Consider the following 20936-nt stretch of genomic DNA (forward strand, 5'->3'; position numbering starts at 1 on the left):
CCCCCCCCCCCCCCCCCCCCCCCCCCCCCCCCCCCCCCCCCCCCCCCCCCCCCCCCCCCCCCCCCCCCCCCCCCCCCCCCCCCCCCCCCGGGCCCCTGATGTGTGCCGGTCCCCTACCGTTCCGCCACGCGGTCGCCTCCCCCTACCCGGCCGGCCATCACGTGGATCACGACGCCGGCGACCAGCAGCAGGGCCCCGATGACGAGGAACGGGACCGGGGTGTACTCCTCGGTGCAGGTCTGCCCGCCCGACACCGACCGGCACACGTCTCCCGGGCCGCCCCGGTTCAGGTACGCGAGGTAGAAGAGCGGCAGAGCCACTCCTGAGACGGCTCCCACCACAGCGCGCCGGGGCCCCTTGCGGAGCAGGAACACCGCGGCCGCGGCGGCGAGTGCGAGGAAGGCCGCCCCCACCGTCAGGATCGCGGCGAGACCGATGCCGCCGCATGCGCCCACGAGGGCCCAGCCCAGGAACCAGCCCCAGCGCGCTCCACGGGCCGTCCGGCCCGCATCATCATGATTCATGCCCTTATTCAAGACAAGTTCATGACAATACGGCAATGGGTGGCGGAGGATCCTTACCCGACCTTCAAGCACTGATGACCTTGGCGGCCGTCCCGCCTCCCGTGAAGTGACCCACACATCCCACCCCCACATTGCGTCGCTCTGACGATTACACTGCCCGTGTGCCTGCCTTGAACTTCTGGTCGATCTATCAGCACGGGTTCGCACGCGTCGCCGCGTGTACGGGTCACACCGTCATCGCGGACCCGCCCGCCAACGCCGAAGCGGTACTGCGCCACGCGCGCCGGTGCGCCGAGGAGGGAGTCGCCGTCGCCGTCTTCCCGGAGCTGGGGCTGTGCGGCTACTCCATCGAGGACCTGCTGCTCCAGGACGCGCTGCTCGACGAGGTCGAGACGGCCCTCGGGGAGGTGGTCGCCGGGTCGGCCGAGCTGCTCCCGGTGCTGGTCGTCGGGGCCCCGCTGCGCCACCGCAACCGGATCTACAACTGCGCGGTGATCGTGCACCGCGGCCGGGTCCTCGGTGTCGTACCGAAGTCGTACCCGCCCAACTACCGCGAGTTCTACGAGCGTCGGCAGATCGGCGACGGCGCCGACGAGCGCGGCGGGTCGATCCGGGTCGGCGGCGAGAGCGTGCCGTTCGGCGTGGATCTGCTGTTCGAGGCGGCCGACGTCCCCGGTCTCGTCCTGCACGCGGAGATCTGCGAGGACATGTGGGTGCCGGTGCCGCCCAGCGCGGAGGCCGCCCTCGCCGGTGCGACCGTCCTGGTCAACCTGTCCGGCAGCCCGATCACGGTCGGGCGGGCCGAGGACCGCAAGCTGCTGTGCCGCTCGGCGTCCTCCCGCTGCCTCTCCGCGTACGTCTACGCGGCGGCCGGACTCGGCGAGTCGACCACCGACCTGTCCTGGGACGGACAGGCCATGGTCTACGAGAACGGCGTCCTGCTCGCCGAGACGGAGCGGTTCCCGCAGGGCGACGAGTACGCGGTGGCCGACGTGGACCTGGACCTGCTGCGGCAGGAGCGGATGCGGATGGGCACGTTCGACGAGAACCGGCGCACCCACCGGACGCGCACCGGGGACTTCCGGACGGTGTCGTTCGAGCTCGACCCGCCGTCGGGCGACCTGGGCCTCAAGCGCCGCCTCGAACGGTTCCCGTTCGTGCCGGCCGACGCCGAGCGGCTCGCCCAGGACTGCTACGAGGCCTACAACATCCAGGTCGCCGGACTGCAGCAGCGGCTGGCGGCGATCGGCGGCCCGAAGGTGGTCATCGGGGTATCAGGCGGCCTCGACTCCACGCACGCGCTGATCGTCGCCGCCCGGGCGATGGACCGCGCGGGCCGCCCCCGCAGCGACATCCTCGCCTGGACCCTGCCGGGCTTCGCCACCAGCGACCACACCAAGGACAACGCCCACAAGCTGATGGCCGCCCTCGGCGTCACCGCGGCCGAGCTGGACATCACACCGACCGCGCGGCTGATGCTCCAGGAGATGGACCACCCCTTCGCCGCCGGCGAGCCCGTGTACGACGTCACCTTCGAGAACGTCCAGGCCGGGCTGCGCACCGACTACCTGTTCCGGCTCGCCAACCAGCGCGGCGGCATCGTGCTCGGCACCGGTGACCTCTCCGAGCTGGCGCTCGGCTGGTCCACGTACGGCGTGGGCGACCAGATGAGCCACTACAACGTCAACTCGGGTGTGCCGAAGACGCTGATCCAGCATCTGATCCGCTGGGTCATCAGCAGCGGCCAGCACGACGAGGAGACCGGCGAGACGCTCGCCGCGATCCTCGACACCGAGATCAGCCCGGAGCTCGTACCGGGCGAGGAGATGCAGTCCACCGAGTCCAAGATCGGGCCGTACGCGCTGCACGACTTCACGCTCTTCCATGTGCTGCGGTACGGCTTCAGGCCGTCGAAGATCGCCTTCCTGGCCTGGCACGCCTGGCACGACGTCGATGCCGGTGCCTGGCCTCCGGGCTTCCCCGGGGCCAAGCGCGGCACGTACGACCTGCCGGAGATCCGGCGGTGGCTGGAGGTGTTCTGCCGGCGCTTCTTCGGGTTCGCTCAGTTCAAGCGCTCTGCCATGCCGAACGGGCCGAAGGTCTCCGCGGGCGGGTCGCTGTCGCCGCGCGGTGACTGGCGGGCGCCCAGCGACGGCTCTGCGCGGGCGTGGCTGCGGGACCTGGAGCGGTTCGACTAGGCCGGTCGGGGCGCGCGTCCCTGGGGGCTGCGCCCCCAGACCCCCATCGGCCCTCAAGGGGCCTCGTCCTCAAAGGCCGGACGGGCTGGAGGGGGCGACCGGCGCGCTGCTGCGCCCGCTCCCCCGTCCCGTCATCTCCGCGTCGAACGTCTCCTGCGCCACCCGCATGACCTCCGCGTACCCGGGCTCCCGAAGCCGCTTCCACATCTTCTCCTCGGAGACGTCCTCGACGTGGGCGACCACCCACCAGATGGTGCCGAACGGGTCCTTGATCCGGCCGCCGCGCTGCCCGAAGGCGTCGTTCGCAAGGGAGGTGACCACCACGGCACCGGCCTTCAGGGCCCTGGCGAACGTGGCGTCCGCGTCCTCGACGAACACCCGCAGCAGGCTCGGCATCACCGGCCAGTCGACGCCCCGGTCGAAGGCCAGGACGACCGTGTCGCCGATCCGGATCTCGCCGTGGCCGATCGCACCGGACTCGGTGGCCACCCTGCCGAGCTCCACACCCCCGAACACCTCGGTGACGAAGTCGAGGAAGGCTCCCGTGTCGTCGGTGACGACCCAGGGGGCGACAGTGGTGTACCCCTTGGGCGCTGCGCTTGTCTGCTCGGTCATGTCGGCCCCTTCGCTGACGTCGGTCGCCGACGACGCTAAGCGCGCAGTAGGTCTGTTCCTGACCTAGACGTAGTGAGTCTGTTCCTGATCTGGAAGCAGACGATCCGGAAAACGGGGCGCCCCGCCGACGGGGGAAGATCGGCGGGGCGCTTGGTGCCGCTATGGCTCTGACGGGCCGTCGGCCCAGGGGCCTGTCGGCCCTAGTGGACGGAGTGCTCCTCCAGCGGGAACGTCCCGCCGACGACGTCCTCCGCGAAGGCCTTCACCGCGCCGGTCATGACCTCGCGCAGGTTGGCGTACTGCTTGACGAACTTCGGGACCCGGCCGTCGGTGAGGCCGAGCATGTCGGTCCAGACGAGGACCTGCGCATCGGTCTCAGGACCGGCGCCGATCCCGACGGTCGGGATGTGCAGGACCCGGGTGACCTCGGCCGCGAGCTCCGCCGGGACCAGCTCCAGGACCACCGCGAACGCGCCCGCGTCCTGGACGGCCTTGGCGTCGCGCAGCAGCTGCTGGGCCGCCTCCTCGCCACGGCCCTGGACGCGGTAGCCCATGGAGTTGACGGACTGGGGGGTCAGGCCGATGTGGGCCATGACCGGGATGCCGGACTCGACCAGCAGCCGGATCTGTTCGTGCGAGCGCTCGCCGCCCTCCAGCTTCACGGCGCCGACGCCCGCCTCCTTGACCAGGCGGGTCGCCGAGCGCAGCGCCTGCACCGGGCCCTCCTGGTAGGAGCCGAAGGGCAGGTCGCCGACGATCAGGGCGCGCGAGGTGCCCCGTACGACGGCCGCCGACAGCATGGTCATCTGGTCCATCGTGACGGGCACGGTGGTCTCGTAGCCGAGATGGCAGTTGCCCGCCGAGTCGCCGACGAGCATGACCGGGATGCCGGCCTCGTCGAAGACGGACGCGGTCATCGCGTCGTAGGCGGTGAGCATGGGCCACTTCTCGCCGCGTTCCTTGGCGAGGGCGATGTCCCGGACGGTGATGCGGCGGGTGCCCTTCCCTCCGTACAGCGCCTTGCTGCCGTCGGAAGGCTTGCTGTGGACAGCCGAAAGCTGCGTCATTGCAACGGCTCCTTACGTCATCTCGAGGCACCCTCACGGCGTCCCCGGATCACCTCCATGGTGGCACCTCGTGCCAGGGAGGGCCAGAGGCGGTCGGTGTGACCGTTCAGGCACGTAAGGTCTCGGTAAAGGATTTACGATACGAGACGGTTCCGTATCGTAATAGGGCTACGCTCGCCCCTATGACTACCGCAGTCCCTGATTCCCGCGTACCGGAAGCGGTGCACCGGCGCCGCTGGGCGATTCTCGGCGTGCTGATGCTGAGCCTGTTGATCGTGGTGCTCGACAACTCGATCCTGAACGTCGCCATCAAGACGATCTCGACGCCCGCCCCGACCGGCCTCGGCGCCACCCAGAGCGAGCTGGAGTGGGCGATCAACGCCTACACCCTGGTCTTCGCGGGTCTCCTGTTCACCGCGGGCCTGCTCGGCGACCGGCTCGGCCGCAAGAAGGTCCTGCTCGGCGGGCTGGTCGTCTTCGGCGTCGGCTCCGCACTCGCGGCCTCCTCGGGTTCGCCGGGCGAGCTCATCACGTTCCGCGCGCTGATGGGCCTCGGTGCCGCCTTCGTGATGCCCGCCACCCTCGCCGTGCTCATGAACGTCTTCGAGCGCGAGGAGCAGCCCAAGGCCATCGGCATCTGGGCGGGCGGCGTCGGACTCGCCATCGCCATCGGGCCGATCACCGGCGGTGTGCTCCTCGACCACTTCTGGTGGGGCTCGGTCTTCCTCATCAACGTGCCGATCGTGGTGCTCGCCCTCGGCCTGATGCTGTGGCTGGTGCCCGACTCCCGTGACCCGAACCCCGGCCGGCTCGACCCCGTCGGGGTCGTGCTGTCGGTCATCGGACTGGTCCTGCTCGTCTACGGCATCATCAAGGGCGGCCAGCTCGCCGACTTCACGGACGCGACCGTACTGGCCACCATCGGTGCCGGTCTCGCCGTGCTCGTCGCGTTCGTGGTGTTCGAGAAGCGCAGCGACCACCCGTCGATCGATGTCACCTACTTCAAGAACAAGGTCTTCTCGGCCGCGATCGGCGCCATAGGGCTGGTGTTCTTCGCGCTGATGGGCGTGACCTTCTTCTCGGTCTTCTACACCCAGAGCGTGCGGGGCTACTCTCCGCTGCAGACCGGACTGCTGATGCTGCCGCTGGCAGTGGCGCAGCTGGTCTTCGCACCGCGGGCCCGGCTGGTCGTCGACCGCTTCGGGAACCGGGCCACGACCACCGGCGGCATGCTGCTGATCGCCGCGATGCTGATGGCGTTCGCCACGCTGGAGGCCGACACGCCGATCTGGCTCCTCGAGGTGATCTTCTTCCTCATGGGCACCGGCATGGCGCACATCATGACGCCGACCAGCGTCGTCATCATGCAGGCCCTGCCGCGCGAGAAGGCCGGCTCCGCGTCCGCGCTCAGCAACACCTTCCGCCAGGTCGGCGGCGCGCTCGGCATCGCCGTCCTCGGCTCGGTGCTCTCCACGGCCTACCGCAACGGCATCGAGGACAAGCTCGGCGTGGTTCCGGCAGGCGTACGGCACACCGCGGGCGAGTCCATCGAGGCCACCCTCGGCGTCGCCGAGAAGCTCGGTCCGCGGGGCGACGCCCTGGTCGGTTCGGCCAACGACGCCTTCCTGCACGCGATGCACGTCACCGCGCTGTGCGGAGCGGGCGTGGCAGTGGTCGGCGCCCTGGTCGTGGCGCTGTTCCTGCCCGGCCGGCCGGCGGATCCTCAGAAGGGCTCGGACGAGCAGGAGTTGGTCACCGTCACGGAGTGAGGCGTGCCCGGGGGTGGGGGCGCGGGGGGCCGCGGGGCGTCGGCGGGCTCGTACGCGGGGGAGAATCACCTCAGCGAAGTGAGAGGACGGAAGTGACGTGAGCAGCCTCGCCGGTGTTCCGCCGAGTTCCGACGTGCCGGCCGGGTCGGTCAGGGGCCGGCCCCGGAGCGAGGCGGTGGAGCGGGCCATCCTCGAAGGAGTGGTCAGGCTCCTGGAGGACGGCATGCCGCTGTCGGAGCTGTCCATCGAGCGGATCGCCCGTACCGCCGGCGTCGGCAAGGCCGCCATCTACCGTCGGTGGAGCGGCAAGGAGGAGCTTTTCGTCGACGTCGTGCGCGCGGCCGAGCCGCCGGACATCGACCTCCCCGGCACCTCCATGCGCGACGACCTCGTGGCCCTTCTCGAACAGCTGCGCCGGCGCGGGCTGTTGAGGCGCTCCTCCGCCCTCCTGCACAACGTCCACGCCCAGATGAAGAGCAGCCCGAAGGTCTGGTCCGCGTACCACGCGATCGTCGTCGCGCCCCGGCGCCGGCTCCAGATCGAGATCCTGCGGCGCGGTCAGGAGAACGGCGAGCTGCGCACGGACATCGACATCGAGCTGATGAACGACATGTTCGTCAGCCCCATGCTCTTCCGCACGATCATGCAGCCCGACGGCGACCTGCCGGAGGGCCTGTCGGAGCAGATCGTCGACACCGTGCTCGAAGGGCTACGGCCCGTCAGTTCCTAGCCCCGGAGTCGGTTCCCGGCCCGGCGCACGTCCCCGGCCCCGGCGGCCCGCGTGTGCGCGTTGCGTCACAGAGGGCGCTTTCCCCTCGGGAACCCGGAACCCGGGAAGCCGACTTGTACGTCATCGCCCCCGTACGGTCGTCATGGGACGACGAGATGAAAGCCGATCATCCCCTAGGGTCTTATGGGGTGCCTGACACCCCACGGCAACAGGGTGAACGGTGTGCACGGCAGGTAGTGAGGCGACGGTATGGCGCAGCAGGCGTACGTGAAGGAGACGGCGGACGGCGGCTCGGGACCCGAGCGCCAGAGAGACCGGCTCCGGCGCCTGCTCGGCCGTTCGGTCTCCGGCTGGCGCGGTGACCGGCGGATCTGGCGCCGCGGGCTGGTCCTGGCCGCGCTCGCGGTGGTCATCGCCCTGGTGATGCTGCTGCACGCGCAGATCCCGAACGCGGTCGGCAACCTCGGCAGCCTCACCGAGACCTTCCTGCCCTGGCTGGGCGTGTTCGTCCCGGTGCTGCTCGTGCTCGGCTTCGTCCGCAGGTCCGCCACCGCGCTGATCGCGGTGCTGCTCCCGGCGGTCGTGTGGCTGAACCTCTTCGGCGGGCTGCTCTCCGACAAGTCCGCCACCGGCGGCGATCTCACGGTGGCCACGCACAACGTCAACGCCGACAACCCCGACCCGGCCGGTACCGCCCGGGACGTGGCCGCCTCCGGTGCGGACGTGGTGGCCCTGGAGGAACTGACCACGGCGGCCGTACCCGTGTACGAGAAGGCGCTGGCGGCGACGTACAAGTACCACGCCGTCGAGGGCACCGTCGGGCTGTGGAGCAAGTACCCGGTGACCGGTGTGCAGGCCGTCGACATCAAGCTGGGCTGGACCCGGGCGATGCGCGCCACGGTGACCGCGCCGGACGGGCGGATCGCGGTGTACGTCGCCCATCTGCCGTCCGTACGGGTGAAGCTGGCGGCCGGGTTCACCGCCCGGCAGCGCGACAAGAGCGCCAACGCGCTCGGTGAGGCCATCGCGGACGAGAAGCTCCCCAGGAAGATCCTGCTGGGCGACCTCAACGGCACGATGAACGACCGCGCGCTCAACGCCGTCACCTCGCAGATGCGCTCCACCCAGGGCGCGGCGGGCAGCGGCTTCGGGTTCAGCTGGCCCGCGTCGTTCCCGATGGCGCGGATCGACCAGATCATGGTGCAGGGCGTGGAGCCGGTGAGCTCGTGGACGCTGCCGCAGACGGGGAGCGACCATCTGCCGGTGGCCGCGCGTGTGAACATCGCCACGTCCTCGTAACCTGCCGGGACCCCGTTGGAATAGCGGGCCGGGGAGTATTTGTTCCGTACTTGAACATAAACTGGTACGGAACTCCGCTCTCCCCTGAAAGGCTCGGCTCTTCTATGCCCTTGGCCCTGCTCGCACTGGCCGTCGGCGCTTTTGGTCTCGGCACCACCGAATTCGTGATGATGGGCCTGCTGCCCGACGTCGCCGACGACCTGAACATCTCGATCCCCACCGCCGGCCACCTGGTCTCCGCGTACGCGCTGGGCGTGGTGATCGGCGCCCCGCTGCTCGCCGCGGTCACCGCCCGCATGTCCCGCCGTACGGTCCTCATCGCACTGATGGGACTGTTCGTGGCCGGCAACGCGGCCTCCGCCTTCGCCCCCGGCGAGGGCTGGCTGCTGGCCGCGCGGTTCGTCAGCGGACTGCCGCACGGCGCCTTCTTCGGTGTCGGCGCGGTCGTCGCCACCGGCATGGTCGCGCCGGAACGCAAGGCCCGCTCGGTGTCCCTGATGTTCCTCGGCCTGACCCTCGCCAACATCGCGGGCGTGCCCGTCGCCACCCTCATGGGGCAGCACCTGGGCTGGCGGGCGACCTTCCTCGGCGTCAGCGCGATCGGCCTGGCGGCGATAGCGTCGCTCGCCCTGCTGATCCCGCACGACCACGCGCACGCGCCCCGGGTGGGCCTGCGCGGCGAAGTGGCCGCCCTGCGGTCCCTCCCGGTCTGGCTGGCGCTCGGCACGACGGTCGCCGGCTTCGGCGCGCTGTTCGCCGCGTACAGCTACATCACGCCGATGCTCACGGACGCCGCCGGATACGCCGGCTCCAGCGTGACGCTGCTCCTCGCCCTGTTCGGCGTGGGCGCGACGGCGGGCAACCTGCTCGGCGGACGGCTCGCCGACCACTCGCTGCGCGGCACCCTGTTCGGCGGTCTGACCTCGCTGGTCGTGGTCCTCGCCCTGTTCCCGCTGCTGATGTCCACACCGTGGAGCGCGGCGGTGGCCGTCGTCCTCCTGGGCACCGCGGCCTTCATCACCGGCTCCCCGCTCCAGCTCATGGTCATGGAGAAGGCGTCGGCCGCCCCGTCGCTGGCCTCCTCCGCCAACCAGGCCGCCTTCAACCTGGCCAACGCCGGCGGCGCCTGGATCGGCGGCCTCGCCCTGGCCGCGGGCCTCGGCGTGACGTCCCCCGCACTGACCGGCGCGGCACTGGCCGTGCTCGGCCTCGGGGTCGCGGGCGTGGCCACCGCTGTGGACCGCCGCCGCGGGGGCGTGTCCCCCGGCCGGGAGCGCCTGGTCGCGGCCCATCTGCCGGAGCAGATGGAGACCGCACGACGTTGACCGGTCGTACGACGAAGGGGGCGCCCGGTGACCACCGGGCGCCCCTTCTCGATGCCGGGCCCGTCCGGCCTGTCGGCGGCCTGCAGGCCCCTGTAGGCGACCTGTCGGTGGTTTGTCGGCGGCGGCTGGCACCGTCCTCGGTATGACGCGAATCGACAAGAACCCCAAGAGCGGGGACTCCGCCGTTTCCGTGCGGGGGCTGGTCAAGCACTACGGCGAGACCAAGGCGCTGGACGGCGTCGACCTGGACGTGCGCGAGGGCACCGTGCGAGGTGTGCTCGGGCCGAACGGCGCCGGTAAGACCACCCTCGTACGAATCCTGTCCACTCTCCTCTCCCCCGACTCCGGGGCGGCGACCGTCGCCGGCTACGACGTCGTACGGCAGCCCCGGCAGCTGCGGCGGGTGATCGGACTCACCGGGCAGTACGCCTCGGTGGACGAGAAGCTGCCCGGCTGGGAGAACCTGTACATGATCGGGCGGCTGCTCGACCTGCCCCGCAAGGAGGCCCGCACCCGGGCCGACGAGCTGCTGGAGCGGTTCTCGCTGACGGACGCCGCGAAGCGGCCGGCGAGCACCTACTCCGGCGGTATGCGGCGCCGGCTCGACCTCGCGGCCTCGATGATCGGGCGCCCCCAGGTCCTCTTCCTCGACGAGCCCACCACCGGTCTCGACCCGCGCACCCGCAACGAGGTGTGGGACGAGGTCAAGCGGATGGTCGGCGACGGCGTCACCGTCCTGCTGACCACCCAGTACATGGAGGAGGCCGAGCAGCTCGCCTCCGAACTGACCGTGGTCGACCACGGCAAGGTCATCGCCGACGGCGCCATCGAGGAGCTCAAGGCGAAGGTCGGCGGACGCTCGCTGCGGGTACGGCCCGTCGACCCGCAGCAACTGCGCCCGCTCGCCGGCTGGATCGACGAGCTCGGCATCACCGGGCTCGCCACCAGCGCCGTGGACACCGACAGCGGCACCGTCGTCGTCCCGATCCTCAGCGACGAGCAGCTGACCGCCGTGGTCGGCGCCGTCACCGCGCGCGGCATCACCCTCTCCTCCATCAGCACCGAACTGCCCAGCCTGGACGAGGTGTTCCTGTCCCTCACCGGCCACCGCGCCAGTGCCCCGCAGGACACCCTGCCCGCCGACAACCGCGAGGAGGTCGCCGTATGAGCGCCGCACCCGCCACCGCCACCCCCACTCCACTCGACACCGACGCCCGGATCCCGCTGCGCAGCCATCTGCGGCACACCGGCGCCCTCGTCCGCCGCAACCTGCTGTGGATCCGGCAGGACCCCGAGTCGATGTTCGACGCGCTGCTGATGCCGGTCGTCTTCACGCTGCTGTTCGTGTACGTCTTCGGCGGCTCGATCGGGCAGGCCCTGGGCGGCGGGCAGAGCGGATACGTGCAGTACGTCATCCCCGGCATGATCGCGATGATGAGCATGACGCTGTCCCAGGGCGTCGGCACCGGCTTCAGCCAGGACTTCAACTCCGGTGTCATGGACCGCTTCCGGTCCCTGCCGATCGGCCGCGGCTCGGTGCTGTTCGCGAAGATCTCCGTGGAACTGCTGCGGATGCTGTTCGCGACCACCGTGCTCATGATCGTCGCCGTCCTGGTCGGCTTCCACATCAACCACTGGGGCGGACTGTTCGCGGCGGTCGGTCTGGCCACCGTGTTCGCCTCGTCGATCATGTGGGTGTTCCTCACCCTGGGCGTGGTCCTGAAGAACGCGCAGTCCGTGCAGGCCATGGGCTTCCTGGTGCTGTTCCCGCTGCAGTTCGGCTCGTCGATCTTCGCTCCGACGAACTCCATGCCGGGCTGGCTGGAGCACTTCACCGACTACAACCCGCTGTCCACCCTCGCGGACGCGGCCCGCGGGCTGATGGTGGGCGGCCCGGTCGCCCACGACCTGTGGGTGACGCTCGGCTGGTCGGCCGCCATCACCGCGGTCGCGGCACCGTACGCGATCCACAAGTTCCGCACGAAGAACTGACCTTCGGGTCCGGTGCGCGTCACACCAGGGCGGCGGCCTCCCGCGGGGAGAGGCCGCCGCCCTCCGCGTACGCCGACTCGTAGGCCGCGTCACCGAGTACCGCGCGCAGCTTCTGCTCGGCCGTGCTCCGCACCGAGCGCTCGGTGCTCGTCGCGACGTGCCCGGTCGGCAGCAGCGCGTCCCCGGCGCTGAGGCAGCGGGCGCCGTCACGGGCACGGGCACCGCCGTCGGCCCCGGCGAGGGCGAGCCCCGCGGTGTGCAGGTACATCGTGCGCATGTGCGGGGCGATGGTCAGGGCCAGCGGCTCCTGGGACCTTTCCAACGCCCGGCGCGCCAGGGTCAGACACTCCTCGTAGCAGCCGTCGACGGCCTCAAGCCAGGCCTCCGAGCCGAGGATGAAGGCGTCGAAGATGACGAAGTGGGCGATGCCGAACTGCTGGCGCAGAAGCTTCAGTTGCTCGCGCGCCTCCGGAATGCGGCCGGTCAGGCCGAGCCGCCCCGCGAGGAACATCCGGGCGGCGGGCATCGCCTCGTTGCGGGCCCCGTCCTGGTCGGCGATCACCTCGCGCAGCAGGCGTTCACCGCGCTCGGCCTCACCGGTCTCCAGCAGCGTGCTGCCCAGCCGGGCGTTGAGCACCGACTTCTGGGCGCGGGCACCGAGGTGCTCGGCCCGCTCGATCGCCCGCTCGTAGTCGGCGGCGGCCTCGTGCCACTCACCCTTGCGCTCATGGGCCTCGGCGCGCGCGGAGAGCGCCTCGGCGGTGCCCCACAGGTCGCCGATGCGCTCGTAGATGTCCAGCGCCTCCTCGGCGTCCTGGATGGCGTCGCCCGCCCAGTCGGAGCGGTTGGCGAGCAGGTTGGCCCGCCACTGGAGGGCGGCGGCGAGCTCCCACTCGTAGCCCGGGGTGGCTCGGCAGGTGTCGACGGTCGCCCTGATGACGTCCCGCAGTTGGTCCATGTCCCCGGTGAGCATGATGGCGAAGAACCACAGGGAGCCCGGCATCCGGCAGGTCTGCGCCATGCCCGGCTCGTAGGTGGCGGCGATGACACGCAGTTTCGACTGCGCGTGCTGGTTCTGCCAGGCGTCCAACTCGGTGTCCATACACGCCAGATGGATGAGATGGGCGCCGCGCCGGGCCTCCTCCAGGACCTCGCCGGACCACGGCGGCGCAGTGTCCGTGCAGCGCTCCCACACCGGTGCGGCGGGGCGGACGGGCTCGGTGAACGGGTCGGGGCCGAGTGCCTGGACCTCACGGGACCAGTTGCGGGCCTCGATACGCAGGTCGCGCATCTGCCAGTACCAGGCCAGCGACAGGATCAGACACAGCCCTTCCTGCTCGTCGCGGTCGGTGACGGCCCTGCGCAGGGCCGTGCGCAGGTTCTCGTACTCGCGCTCCAGGCGCTCGATGGCGGCGAGTTGGCGGGGGCCGCGCAGCAACGGATCGGTGGTGCGGGCGAGTTCGCGGTAGTACGTCAGATGCGCGCGCTCGGCGTCGGCACGCACACCGGCCGTCTCGTCCAGACGCTCCGCCGCGTACTCGGCGACGGTCTCCAGGAGCCGGTAGCGCATCTCGCCGTCGCCCGAAGGGGCCGCCACGACAAGGGACTTGTCGACGAGCGAGCCCAGCGACTCCAGCGCGGCGGGACCACTCACGGCCTCGGCGGCGGCGAGGCCGCAGCCACCGGCGAAGACCGACAGGCGCCGCAGCACGTCCCGCTCCTCCTCGTCGAGCAGGTCCCACGACCAGTCGACGACGGCCCGCAACGTCTGCTGCCGGGGCAGCACGGTACGGCTGCCGGAGGTGAGCAGGCGGAAACGGTCGTCGAGACGGTCGGCGATCTGACGAGGCGTCAACATCCGCAGCCGGGCGGCGGCGAGCTCGATGCCGAGGGGCAGACCGTCGAGACGGCGGCAGATCTCGGCGCACGCCTCGGCGTCGTCGTCGACGCGGAAGCCCGCCCTGGCCGCGGCACCCCGGTCGGCGAACAGCCGGAGCGCGACCGGCTCCGGCAGCGGCTCCACGGGACGCAGCAACTCCCCCGGCACACCGAGGGGTTCACGGCTGGTGGCCAGCACCGTCAGGCCCGGACAGCGCTCCAGAAGCGTCTCGGCGAGACGGGCCGCCGCGTCGACGACATGCTCGCAGTTGTCCAGGATCAGCAGCATGCGGCGCCTGCCGCAGTGTTCGGCGAGCCGCTCCACGGGGTCGTCGTGCCGCTCGTTCCCGGCCGCCCGCATCGCCTCGGCACCGGCGCCGTACAGCACGGTCTCGCGGGCACCGACGGCGGTGAGCACGGCCTCCGGCACCGCGTCCGGGTCGTCGACCGGCGCGAGTTCGGCGAGCCACACCCCGTCCCGCGTCGCGTGCCCCAGGGTTTCGGCGGCCTCCTGCGACAACCGGGTCTTCCCGGCCCCGCCCGGCCCGAGCAGGGTGACGAGCCGCGCGGCCGCGAGGTCACCCCGGATCGCCTCGATGTCGGCTTCCCGGCCGACGAAGGAGGTGAGACGGGCACGGAGGTTGCCGGGAGGTGCGGGGGCGACGGAGGGGGAGGGAGTGCGGGTGGTGGCGGGGCTCGACGAGGAGGCGGGCGGTGCGGCGGCAGCGGGGGCAGTAGCCGGGGCGCGCAGCAACTCCCCGTGCAGCGACCGCAGTTCCGGCCCGGGGTCCGCACCGAGCCGGTCCGCGAGCAGCTGCCGTACGGACTCGTACGCCGCCAGCGCCTCCGCGGTGCGGCCCGCGTCGCGCAGGGCGCGCAGGCGCAGGGACTGGAGGGGCTCGTCCAGGGGGTGGGTGTCGCACAGGGCGGTGAGCTCGGGGAGCGCCTGGTCGGCGTGGCCGAGGGCGAGCGCGGCGGTGTGCCGGGCGCGGAGGGCGTCCAGGCGGCGGGCCTCGGCACGGGCCGCCTCGGCCGTACGGTCGGGCAGGTCGGCGAGCGCCGGGCCGCGCCACAGGGCGAGCGCGTCGTCCAGGACCACGGCCGCCTTCGCCGCGTCGCCGTCGGCCAGCGCCCGCGTGCCGTCACCGGCGAGCCGCTCGAAGCGGTGCAGGTCGACGTCGTCCGGCGTCGCGGTCAGCCGGTACCCGCCGCCCTCCACGGAAGCCACCGACTCCGCCCCGAGCGCCCGCCTGAGCCGCCCCACCAGCGCCTGCACCGCGCCGGTCGCGTCGGCGGGCGGGTCGCCGTCCCACACCTCGCCCACCAGAACGCTCACCGGGACGGTACGGCCGGGCCGCAGCGCGAGAACGGTCAGCAGCGCACGCAGCCGCGCCCCGCCGACCGGGACGGACGTGCCGTCGGAGCGGAGTGCCTGCGTGGTGCCGAGGATGCGATAGCGCACGGAATCCATTGTCTCTGTTGAATCCTCCCCTCCGTGAACGGAGGGGATTCCTGGCTCAGACCGCCTCCCGGAGCCGCGCCCCGGGAGGTCTTCTGCCATCAGCACCAGCCGGGTTGAGACCAGCCCGGACGAGCATCACACGGGCGGAGTTCTTGTCCCTGGGGGACACGGTTCCGCACGCGGTGCAGGTGTAGGTACGTTCTGAGAGAGGCAGTGCGTGCTTGGTTCTCGCTCCGCACCGGCCGCAGTCCATGGTGGTGTGCGCGGGGTGGACCAGGTGCACGATCCTGCCGTGCTTGCGGGCCATCTGCACCAGGGCCTGCTTCGTGGCGCCGATCGCCGCGTCGGCGGCTTTGCGGGCCATGGTCGATTTCGCGAGGAACTTCGCACGGAAGTCCTCCACCGCGATGGCGTCATGGTCTGTCACGACCTTCTTGGCCCACTTGCGGCCGGTGTCCTGTCGCTGCCGGGCCGCCTTCTTGTACGCCTTCGCCCGCCACTTTTTCGCTTCGCGGTAGCCCTTCGATCCGGGCTGTCCTTTCCCGGGCTTCCTGCGGGCCATCATCCGGTCGTACCCACTCAGCTTCACCCGGGTCTTGTTCCCGTACCCGGCGTGGGGCAGGTCGTGGGTGTCGCTGGTAGTGGTCGCGGTCTCCTTCACACCCCAGTCGATCCCGATCACCGCGCCGGTCCGAGGTAGCGGCTGCACCTCGGCGGCCACGACAAAGGAGCAGTACCAGTGGCCGACGCTGTCCCGGTACACGCGCACCGATGACGGTGCGGCGGGCAGGTCCCGCGACCACACCACGCTCAGGACGATGTGTCCGGCGAGGTGCAGGCGCCCGTCCCTGAGGCGGAACCCGCGCTTGGTGTAGTTCAGACTGGGCTCGGCCTCGCGCTTCTTCTTCCAGCGGGGCATCCCGGCCCGCTGCTGCTGGGGCAGGCGTTTTCTGATGTCCTTCTGCGCCTTCGCACGGGACCTGCCGAAGTCGCGGATGATCTGCTGCTGAGGAACCGATGAGCCCTCACGCAGCCACGGCGTCTTCGCGCGGGCTTCGGTCAGCATCGTGTCGAGCTGGGCCGGACCGCACGTCGCCTTCTCCGTGCCTTCGGGGCGGTTCTGGTTCCAGAGGTGGATCTGCCTGGACTTGGCCACGGACTCGTTCCAGATCCACCGGCACCGGTCCCACTCCGCCAGCAGCGCACGCTCGGCAGTCGACGACACGCGCAGCCGAAACGCCCACCGGGCATGCCCGGCGTCCCCGGCCTCCTTCACCACCGACACGACATCCCCCTCCCACGCCCCGCCCGATCACCCCAGGAAGAGACCGTACGTGCGACACACGCACACCCGTACCCCCACCACCGCAACGTCACCCCACCCGGCGACTGTAGGTACACCCGTTCGCTTTTTGGCTCCCTCGACGGCCTTGCGGGCGCTCCGCGCCCCAGGAGACCGGACACAGGCACGCTCCGCGTCGCCGTCACGGGATGCGAATGCTCCCCTGCACGAACGCCGAGGCATGCCCGCAAGAATCAGGTGAGGCCGGGGCCGGTCACGGAGTGTCGGGTGCGGATATCGGCGTGCGGGGTCCCGGCGATCCGGGTCACGCCGTCATCGAATGTGCCGGGGCGGCGGCCGAGGCCGGCTGTCGGGCCGATGTGGTCCGGCGGATCGTCCACTCTTCCACGGAACCCGCGCCCCACCGCGAGACGTTCTCACCTGTGCCCGGTACCGTCGGGCAGTCCCACCGCGTGCGTGTTCAGTCCAGGGAGCCCCATGACCACCGCCACCACCCGCCACAGCGAACGACGGATCAGCCCCGTCTTCCTCGGGATCGTCGCCGTGACGGCGGTGACGGGCTGGGCCACGTGGAGCGGCTTCGCCGAGAAGCCCGGCGTCGCCGTCTTCCTGTTCGTGACGGCCGCGTGGATCGTCTCGCTGTGCCTGCACGAGTACGCACACGCGCGTACGGCCCTGCACAGCGGCGACATCACGGTCGGTTCCAAGGGCTACCTGACCCTGAACCCGTTGAAGTACACCCACGCCCTGCTCAGCATCGTGCTCCCCGTCATCTTCGTGATCATGGGCGGCATCGGTCTGCCCGGCGGTGCCGTCTTCATCGAACGCAACCGGATCCAGGGCCGCTGGCGGCACAGTCTGATCTCGGCGGCGGGCCCGCTGACGAACGTCCTGTTCGCCGTCGTGTGCACGGCGCCGTTCTGGCTGGACGCCCTCGACGGGGTCCCGGGCGACTTCCGGTTCGCTCTCGCGTTCCTCGCACTGCTCCAGGTCACGGCCGCGCTGCTGAACTTCCTGCCGGTGCCGGGCCTGGACGGCTACGGCGTCATCGAGCCCTGGCTGTCGTACGGCATCAAGCGCCAGGTGGAGCCCTTCGCGCCGTTCGGCCTGCTGTTCGTGTTCGCGCTGCTGTGGGTGCCGTCGGTCAACAGCGCCTTCTTCGACGTCATCGACGCGATCCTCAAGAGCCTCGGGATCAGCGACCTCGACACGTACTGCGGTCAGAACCTGTACCGGTTCTGGGAGGACACGAGCCAGTTCTGCCAGGTCAGCCGGTGACCGACTTGCGGATCTTCTCGCGCTTCGCGTAGTACCAGCACATGTTGGACGACAGCCCCGCCAGCAGCACCCACACGATCCCCAGCCAGCTGCCCTGCACGAAGGACACGACCGCCGCGGCGACGGCGAGGAGGCAGACGGCGAGGGCGTAGAGGGCGAGGCGGGGCATTTCCACGGGCTCCTGTCAGGGGGACACTGCAGCGCTACGACGACCAGTGTCCCCCATCGGCTCACACGTCCGTGACCCGCAGCCCCGCGTGCGCCTTGTAGCGGCGGTTCACCGAGATCAGGTTGGCGACCAGCGACTCGACCTGGTGGGCGTTGCGCAGCCGGCCCGCGAACACGCCGCGCATGCCGGGAATGCGGCCGGCGAGCGCCTGCACGATCTCCACGTCCGCCCGCTCCTCCCCCAGCACCATCACGTCGGTGTCGATCTCCTCGATCTCCGGGTCCTGGAGCAGCACGGCCGACAGGTGGTGGAAGGCGGCGGCGACCCGGGAGTCCGGTAGCAGCGCGGCGGCCTGCTCGGCGGCGCTGCCCTCCTCCGGCTTCAGCGCGTAGGCGCCCTTCTTGTCGAAGCCGAGCGGGTTGACGCAGTCGACGACCAGCTTGCCCGTGAGTTCCTCGCGCAGGGACTCCAGGGTCTTGCCGTGGCCGTCCCAGGGAACGGCGACGATCACGATGTCGCTGCGGCGCGCGGTCTCGGCGTTGTCGGCGCCCTCGACTCCGTGGCCGAGTTCGTCGGCGGCGGCCTGGGCGCGGTCGGCGGCCCGCGAGCCGATGATCACCTTCTGGCCCGCGCGGGCGAGCCGGTAGGCGAGGCCCTTGCCCTGCGGGCCGGTCCCGCCGAGCACGCCGACGACGAGACCGGAGACGTCGGGGAGGTCCCACGGGTCCTTGGCGGGGGCCTTCTGTGCACTGTCGGTAGAGGTCATGGGCCGACTTTACGTGCGCCCCGCCGGACCCGACCGGTCAGGTGAGCCGCGTCACGGGGACCTCGGGGCGCGTTCCGCTCGCAGCCGGCGGGCACGGGCCGGTGCGGGGCCGCACGGGGGCGGGCCGTCTCGCTGCCCGGTTCGGGCGAATCCGGGGTGAACCACGGGTCACGAAGGGCCGTTTGCGGCAGGATGCGACGCCATGGACGCCGTACGGGTCGCGCTGCTGCGCGAAGTGCTCGCCGGGACCGAGTGGTTGGAAGCGACCCGCCGCTTCGCGGGCGTGCTGCGGGGGTCGGTGGTGTCGCACGGCGGGGGCCTGCTGCTGGTCGGCACCCCGGAGTACGAACCGTGGCACCTGGCGGCCCACCTGGTCGACGAGGCGGCCTGGTCGGGCACTCCGGAGCTGGCCCCGACGCTGGTACGGCACGACGCGCGGCCCTCCGACCCCGCGCATCTGTCGGTCGGCCCGGGCCGGCTGGCGGCGGCCCGGCGCGGGGAGACCCTGCTGGTGGTGTCCCCGGCCGGGCCGGGCGCCCCGTTGCTGGAACACGTCCACGACGCCCGGCGGGCCGGGGCGACGATCCTGTCCCTCGGGCCGGGCGAGGGCGAACTCGCCGCGATGGCCCACGAGTCGCTCGCCGTGCCGGAGGCCACCGATCTCGATCTGGACACCGTGCAGCATCTGGTGAGCGCGGCGGCCGGCGAGAACGCCGTGCCCGCACCCCGTGGCCAACGGCGTTTCCGGGACCGCCTGTCGAGGCTGGCAGACCACCTGACGGCGCCGCCGCCGGCCGGTTGGTGACACGGGGGTGGCTGAGCCGATCAGCCGGCGAGCCACAGAGCGGCTCACCCACCAATCCACCGACCAGCAGCGGCGCAAACAACATCCCCGTCCAAAAAGCGTTTGCCCGCCCCGCTCCCCTCCCCGACCATGGCCCTTCGTGACCGACGACGTCCCCGAACCCCCTTCCGGCCCCTCCGGCCTTCGCGCGATGCTGCCCGACCTCGCCCCCTGGCGGGCCTCCCGGGACTTCCGGCGGCTGTGGTACGCGGGGCTGATCTCGAACTTCGGGAGCTTCCTCACGTTCGTCGCGCTGCCGGTCCAGCTGAAGGACCTGACCGGTTCTGCCGCGGCGGTGGGCGCGATCGGGGCCGTGGAACTCGTGCCCCTCCTCGTCTTCGGGCTCTACGGCGGCGCGCTCGCCGACGCGTGGGACAAGCGGAAACTGATCCTGTGGACGGAGGCCGGACAGGGCCTGCTGAGTGTCGGCCTGCTGGTCAACGCCCTCCTCCCGCACCCCACCGTCTGGCCGCTGTACGTCGTCGCCGCATTCTCCTCCGCCCTGGTCTCGGTGCAGCGCCCCGCGCTCGACTCCCTGTGGCCCCGGATCGTGGCCCACGACCACCTCCCGGCGGCGGCCTCGCTGAACGCCTTCCGCTGGACGGTCGGCGGGGTCGCGGGCCCGGCGCTGGCGGGCGTGGTGGTGGCCTACGCGGGCCTCGGCTGGGCGTACGGCGCCGACCTGCTGACCTTCGTCGTCTCGGTCGTCCTCATGGTCCGCATCGCGGCCTCCCCCGCCTCCCACGAGGCCGCCAAGCCGTCACTCAGGGCCATCGCGCAGGGAGCGCGGTACGCCTGGGGCCGCAAGGAACTCCTCGGTACCTATGCCGTCGACCTGGCCGCGATGTTCCTCGCGATGCCGCTCGCGCTGCTGCCGTTCCTGGCGGACGAGCTGGACGCCGAGTGGTCGCTGGGGCTGATGTACGCGAGCGTGCCCCTGGGAGCTTTGCTGGTGAGCCTGACCAGCGGCTGGACCTCGCGGGTCCACCGCCATGGCCGGATGGTGGTGCTGTCGGCCGCGCTCTGGGGTCTGGCGATCGCGGCCGCCGGCAGTGTGGACGACGTATGGCTGGTGCTGCTGTTCCTGACCGTGGCCGGGGGTTGCGACATGGTGAGCGGGGTGTTCCGCGGGGCCATGTGGAACCAGACGATCCCGGACGAGCTGCGCGGGCGGCTCGCCGGGATCGAGTTGCTGTCGTACTCGGTCGGGCCGACCGTCGGCCAGGTCAGGGCCGGCGGTTTCGCCGCGTGGTGGGGTGTGCGGACGTCGGTGTGGTCGGGCGGCCTGCTGTGTGCGGGGGCCGTGGGACTGCTGGCGCTCTGTCTGCCGAAGCTGATGGCGTACGACGTCCGTACGGACGAGCACGCGGCGCGGCTGCGGAAGCAGCGTGAGGCAGCCGCGCCGGCCCCCATGGAGGCGTGAACGGAGACGTGATCAGACGCGGGGCTGCCGCGTCTGAACCCGTCGCGGCCCGCTCAGTCGTCCTCGGCGCTCGCGGTGGCGTCGTGCCACTTGGGGTCGTTCTCCCACTCCAGGTTGCGCTCGCGGGCCGTCGCCATCGCCTGCTCGGCCTCCTTGCGGCTCGTGTACGGCCCGAACCGGTCCTTGGCCGGGCACTCCGGGCCCTCCTCGACCTTCTTGTGCTGCAGGCAGTAGTACCACTCGCCCGGTTTGCCGACCGTGCGCTTCTTGAACAAGGGCATGACCTGCTCCTCT

18 protein-coding genes are annotated in these 20936 nt (G+C 71.3%); 10 read left to right on the forward strand and 8 right to left on the reverse strand.

The window, feature by feature from the left end; all coding sequences use genetic code 11:
* Positions 1 to 113: 113 nt before the first annotated feature.
* Positions 114 to 524: a hypothetical protein gene (locus ACZ48Z_RS07560; protein WP_468734876.1), complete on the reverse strand. Its 411-nt coding sequence runs from the start codon at positions 522 to 524 to the stop codon at positions 114 to 116.
* A 161-nt stretch (positions 525 to 685) separates the two neighbouring features.
* On the opposite strand from ACZ48Z_RS07560, the gene ACZ48Z_RS07565 reads away from it, so the two are divergent.
* Positions 686 to 2722 carry an NAD(+) synthase gene (locus ACZ48Z_RS07565; RefSeq protein WP_468734877.1) on the forward strand — a complete coding sequence of 679 codons (2037 nt, stop codon included), beginning with the start codon at positions 686 to 688 and terminating at the stop codon, positions 2720 to 2722.
* Between the two features lie 69 nt (positions 2723 to 2791).
* On the opposite strand, the gene ACZ48Z_RS07570 is transcribed toward ACZ48Z_RS07565, so the two are convergent.
* Both ACZ48Z_RS07570 and panB read right to left on the reverse strand, forming a co-directional pair.
* Positions 2792 to 3337, reverse strand: coding sequence for a VOC family protein (locus ACZ48Z_RS07570; RefSeq protein WP_468734878.1), 546 nt, complete (start codon positions 3335 to 3337; stop codon positions 2792 to 2794).
* Between the two features lie 200 nt (positions 3338 to 3537).
* Positions 3538 to 4404, reverse strand: a complete 867-nt coding sequence (gene panB / locus ACZ48Z_RS07575) for a 3-methyl-2-oxobutanoate hydroxymethyltransferase (RefSeq protein WP_468734879.1) — start codon at positions 4402 to 4404, stop codon at positions 3538 to 3540.
* Positions 4405 to 4586: 182 nt separating this feature from the next.
* Between panB and ACZ48Z_RS07580 the strand changes: the two genes are divergently transcribed.
* The 6 genes from ACZ48Z_RS07580 to ACZ48Z_RS07605 all read left to right on the forward strand — a co-directional run bounded on the left by ACZ48Z_RS07580 (position 4587) and on the right by ACZ48Z_RS07605 (position 11519).
* Positions 4587 to 6173: an MFS transporter gene (locus ACZ48Z_RS07580; RefSeq protein ID WP_468734880.1), complete on the forward strand. Its 1587-nt coding sequence runs from the start codon at positions 4587 to 4589 to the stop codon at positions 6171 to 6173.
* A gap of 97 nt (positions 6174 to 6270) precedes the next feature.
* Positions 6271 to 6903: a TetR/AcrR family transcriptional regulator gene (locus ACZ48Z_RS07585; RefSeq protein WP_468734881.1), complete on the forward strand. Its 633-nt coding sequence runs from the start codon at positions 6271 to 6273 to the stop codon at positions 6901 to 6903.
* Between the two features lie 249 nt (positions 6904 to 7152).
* Entirely contained in the window at positions 7153 to 8202 is a 1050-nt protein-coding gene (locus ACZ48Z_RS07590) for an endonuclease/exonuclease/phosphatase family protein (protein ID WP_468734882.1), read from the forward strand.
* 104 nt (positions 8203 to 8306) lie between these two features.
* Positions 8307 to 9527: an MFS transporter gene (locus tag ACZ48Z_RS07595; RefSeq protein ID WP_468734883.1), complete on the forward strand. Its 1221-nt coding sequence runs from the start codon at positions 8307 to 8309 to the stop codon at positions 9525 to 9527.
* Positions 9528 to 9669: 142 nt separating this feature from the next.
* A complete protein-coding gene (locus ACZ48Z_RS07600; protein WP_468734884.1) occupies positions 9670 to 10695 on the forward strand; it encodes an ATP-binding cassette domain-containing protein in 1026 nt (341 codons plus the stop codon).
* Complete coding sequence (locus tag ACZ48Z_RS07605) at positions 10692 to 11519, forward strand: ABC transporter permease (protein ID WP_468734885.1); 828 nt, start codon at positions 10692 to 10694, stop codon at positions 11517 to 11519. The genes ACZ48Z_RS07600 and ACZ48Z_RS07605 overlap by 4 nt, the downstream gene beginning before the upstream one ends.
* A gap of 19 nt (positions 11520 to 11538) precedes the next feature.
* On the opposite strand, the gene ACZ48Z_RS07610 is transcribed toward ACZ48Z_RS07605, so the two are convergent.
* Entirely contained in the window at positions 11539 to 14868 is a 3330-nt protein-coding gene (locus ACZ48Z_RS07610; RefSeq protein WP_468734886.1) for an AfsR/SARP family transcriptional regulator, read from the reverse strand.
* A gap of 46 nt (positions 14869 to 14914) precedes the next feature.
* Positions 14915 to 16144, reverse strand: coding sequence for an RNA-guided endonuclease InsQ/TnpB family protein (locus ACZ48Z_RS07615; protein WP_468734887.1), 1230 nt, complete (start codon positions 16142 to 16144; stop codon positions 14915 to 14917).
* Positions 16145 to 16639: 495 nt separating this feature from the next.
* Here ACZ48Z_RS07615 and ACZ48Z_RS07620 point away from each other — a divergent pair, with 495 nt between their 5' ends.
* Positions 16640 to 17440, forward strand: a complete 801-nt coding sequence (locus ACZ48Z_RS07620; protein WP_468734888.1) for a site-2 protease family protein — start codon at positions 16640 to 16642, stop codon at positions 17438 to 17440.
* Here the strand turns inward: ACZ48Z_RS07620 and ACZ48Z_RS07625 are convergent.
* On the reverse strand, positions 17430 to 17609 hold the full coding sequence (locus tag ACZ48Z_RS07625; protein WP_468734889.1) for a hypothetical protein: 180 nt from the start codon (positions 17607 to 17609) through the stop codon (positions 17430 to 17432). The genes ACZ48Z_RS07620 and ACZ48Z_RS07625 overlap by 11 nt on opposite strands.
* Before the next feature lie 61 nt (positions 17610 to 17670).
* Positions 17671 to 18375, reverse strand: a complete 705-nt coding sequence (npdG, locus tag ACZ48Z_RS07630; RefSeq protein ID WP_389107398.1) for an NADPH-dependent F420 reductase — start codon at positions 18373 to 18375, stop codon at positions 17671 to 17673.
* A gap of 202 nt (positions 18376 to 18577) precedes the next feature.
* On the opposite strand from npdG, the gene ACZ48Z_RS07635 reads away from it, so the two are divergent.
* Positions 18578 to 19180, forward strand: a complete 603-nt coding sequence (locus tag ACZ48Z_RS07635) for a hypothetical protein (protein ID WP_468734890.1) — start codon at positions 18578 to 18580, stop codon at positions 19178 to 19180.
* 139 nt (positions 19181 to 19319) lie between these two features.
* Positions 19320 to 20642 carry an MFS transporter gene (locus ACZ48Z_RS07640; RefSeq protein ID WP_468734891.1) on the forward strand — a complete coding sequence of 441 codons (1323 nt, stop codon included), beginning with the start codon at positions 19320 to 19322 and terminating at the stop codon, positions 20640 to 20642.
* A 53-nt stretch (positions 20643 to 20695) separates the two neighbouring features.
* Here the strand turns inward: ACZ48Z_RS07640 and ACZ48Z_RS07645 are convergent, their stop codons facing one another.
* Positions 20696 to 20923, reverse strand: coding sequence for a hypothetical protein (locus tag ACZ48Z_RS07645; RefSeq protein WP_468734892.1), 228 nt, complete (start codon positions 20921 to 20923; stop codon positions 20696 to 20698).
* Between the last annotated feature and the right edge of the window lie 13 nt (positions 20924 to 20936).

Source organism: Streptomyces sp. NPDC031225, from assembly GCF_055570355.1.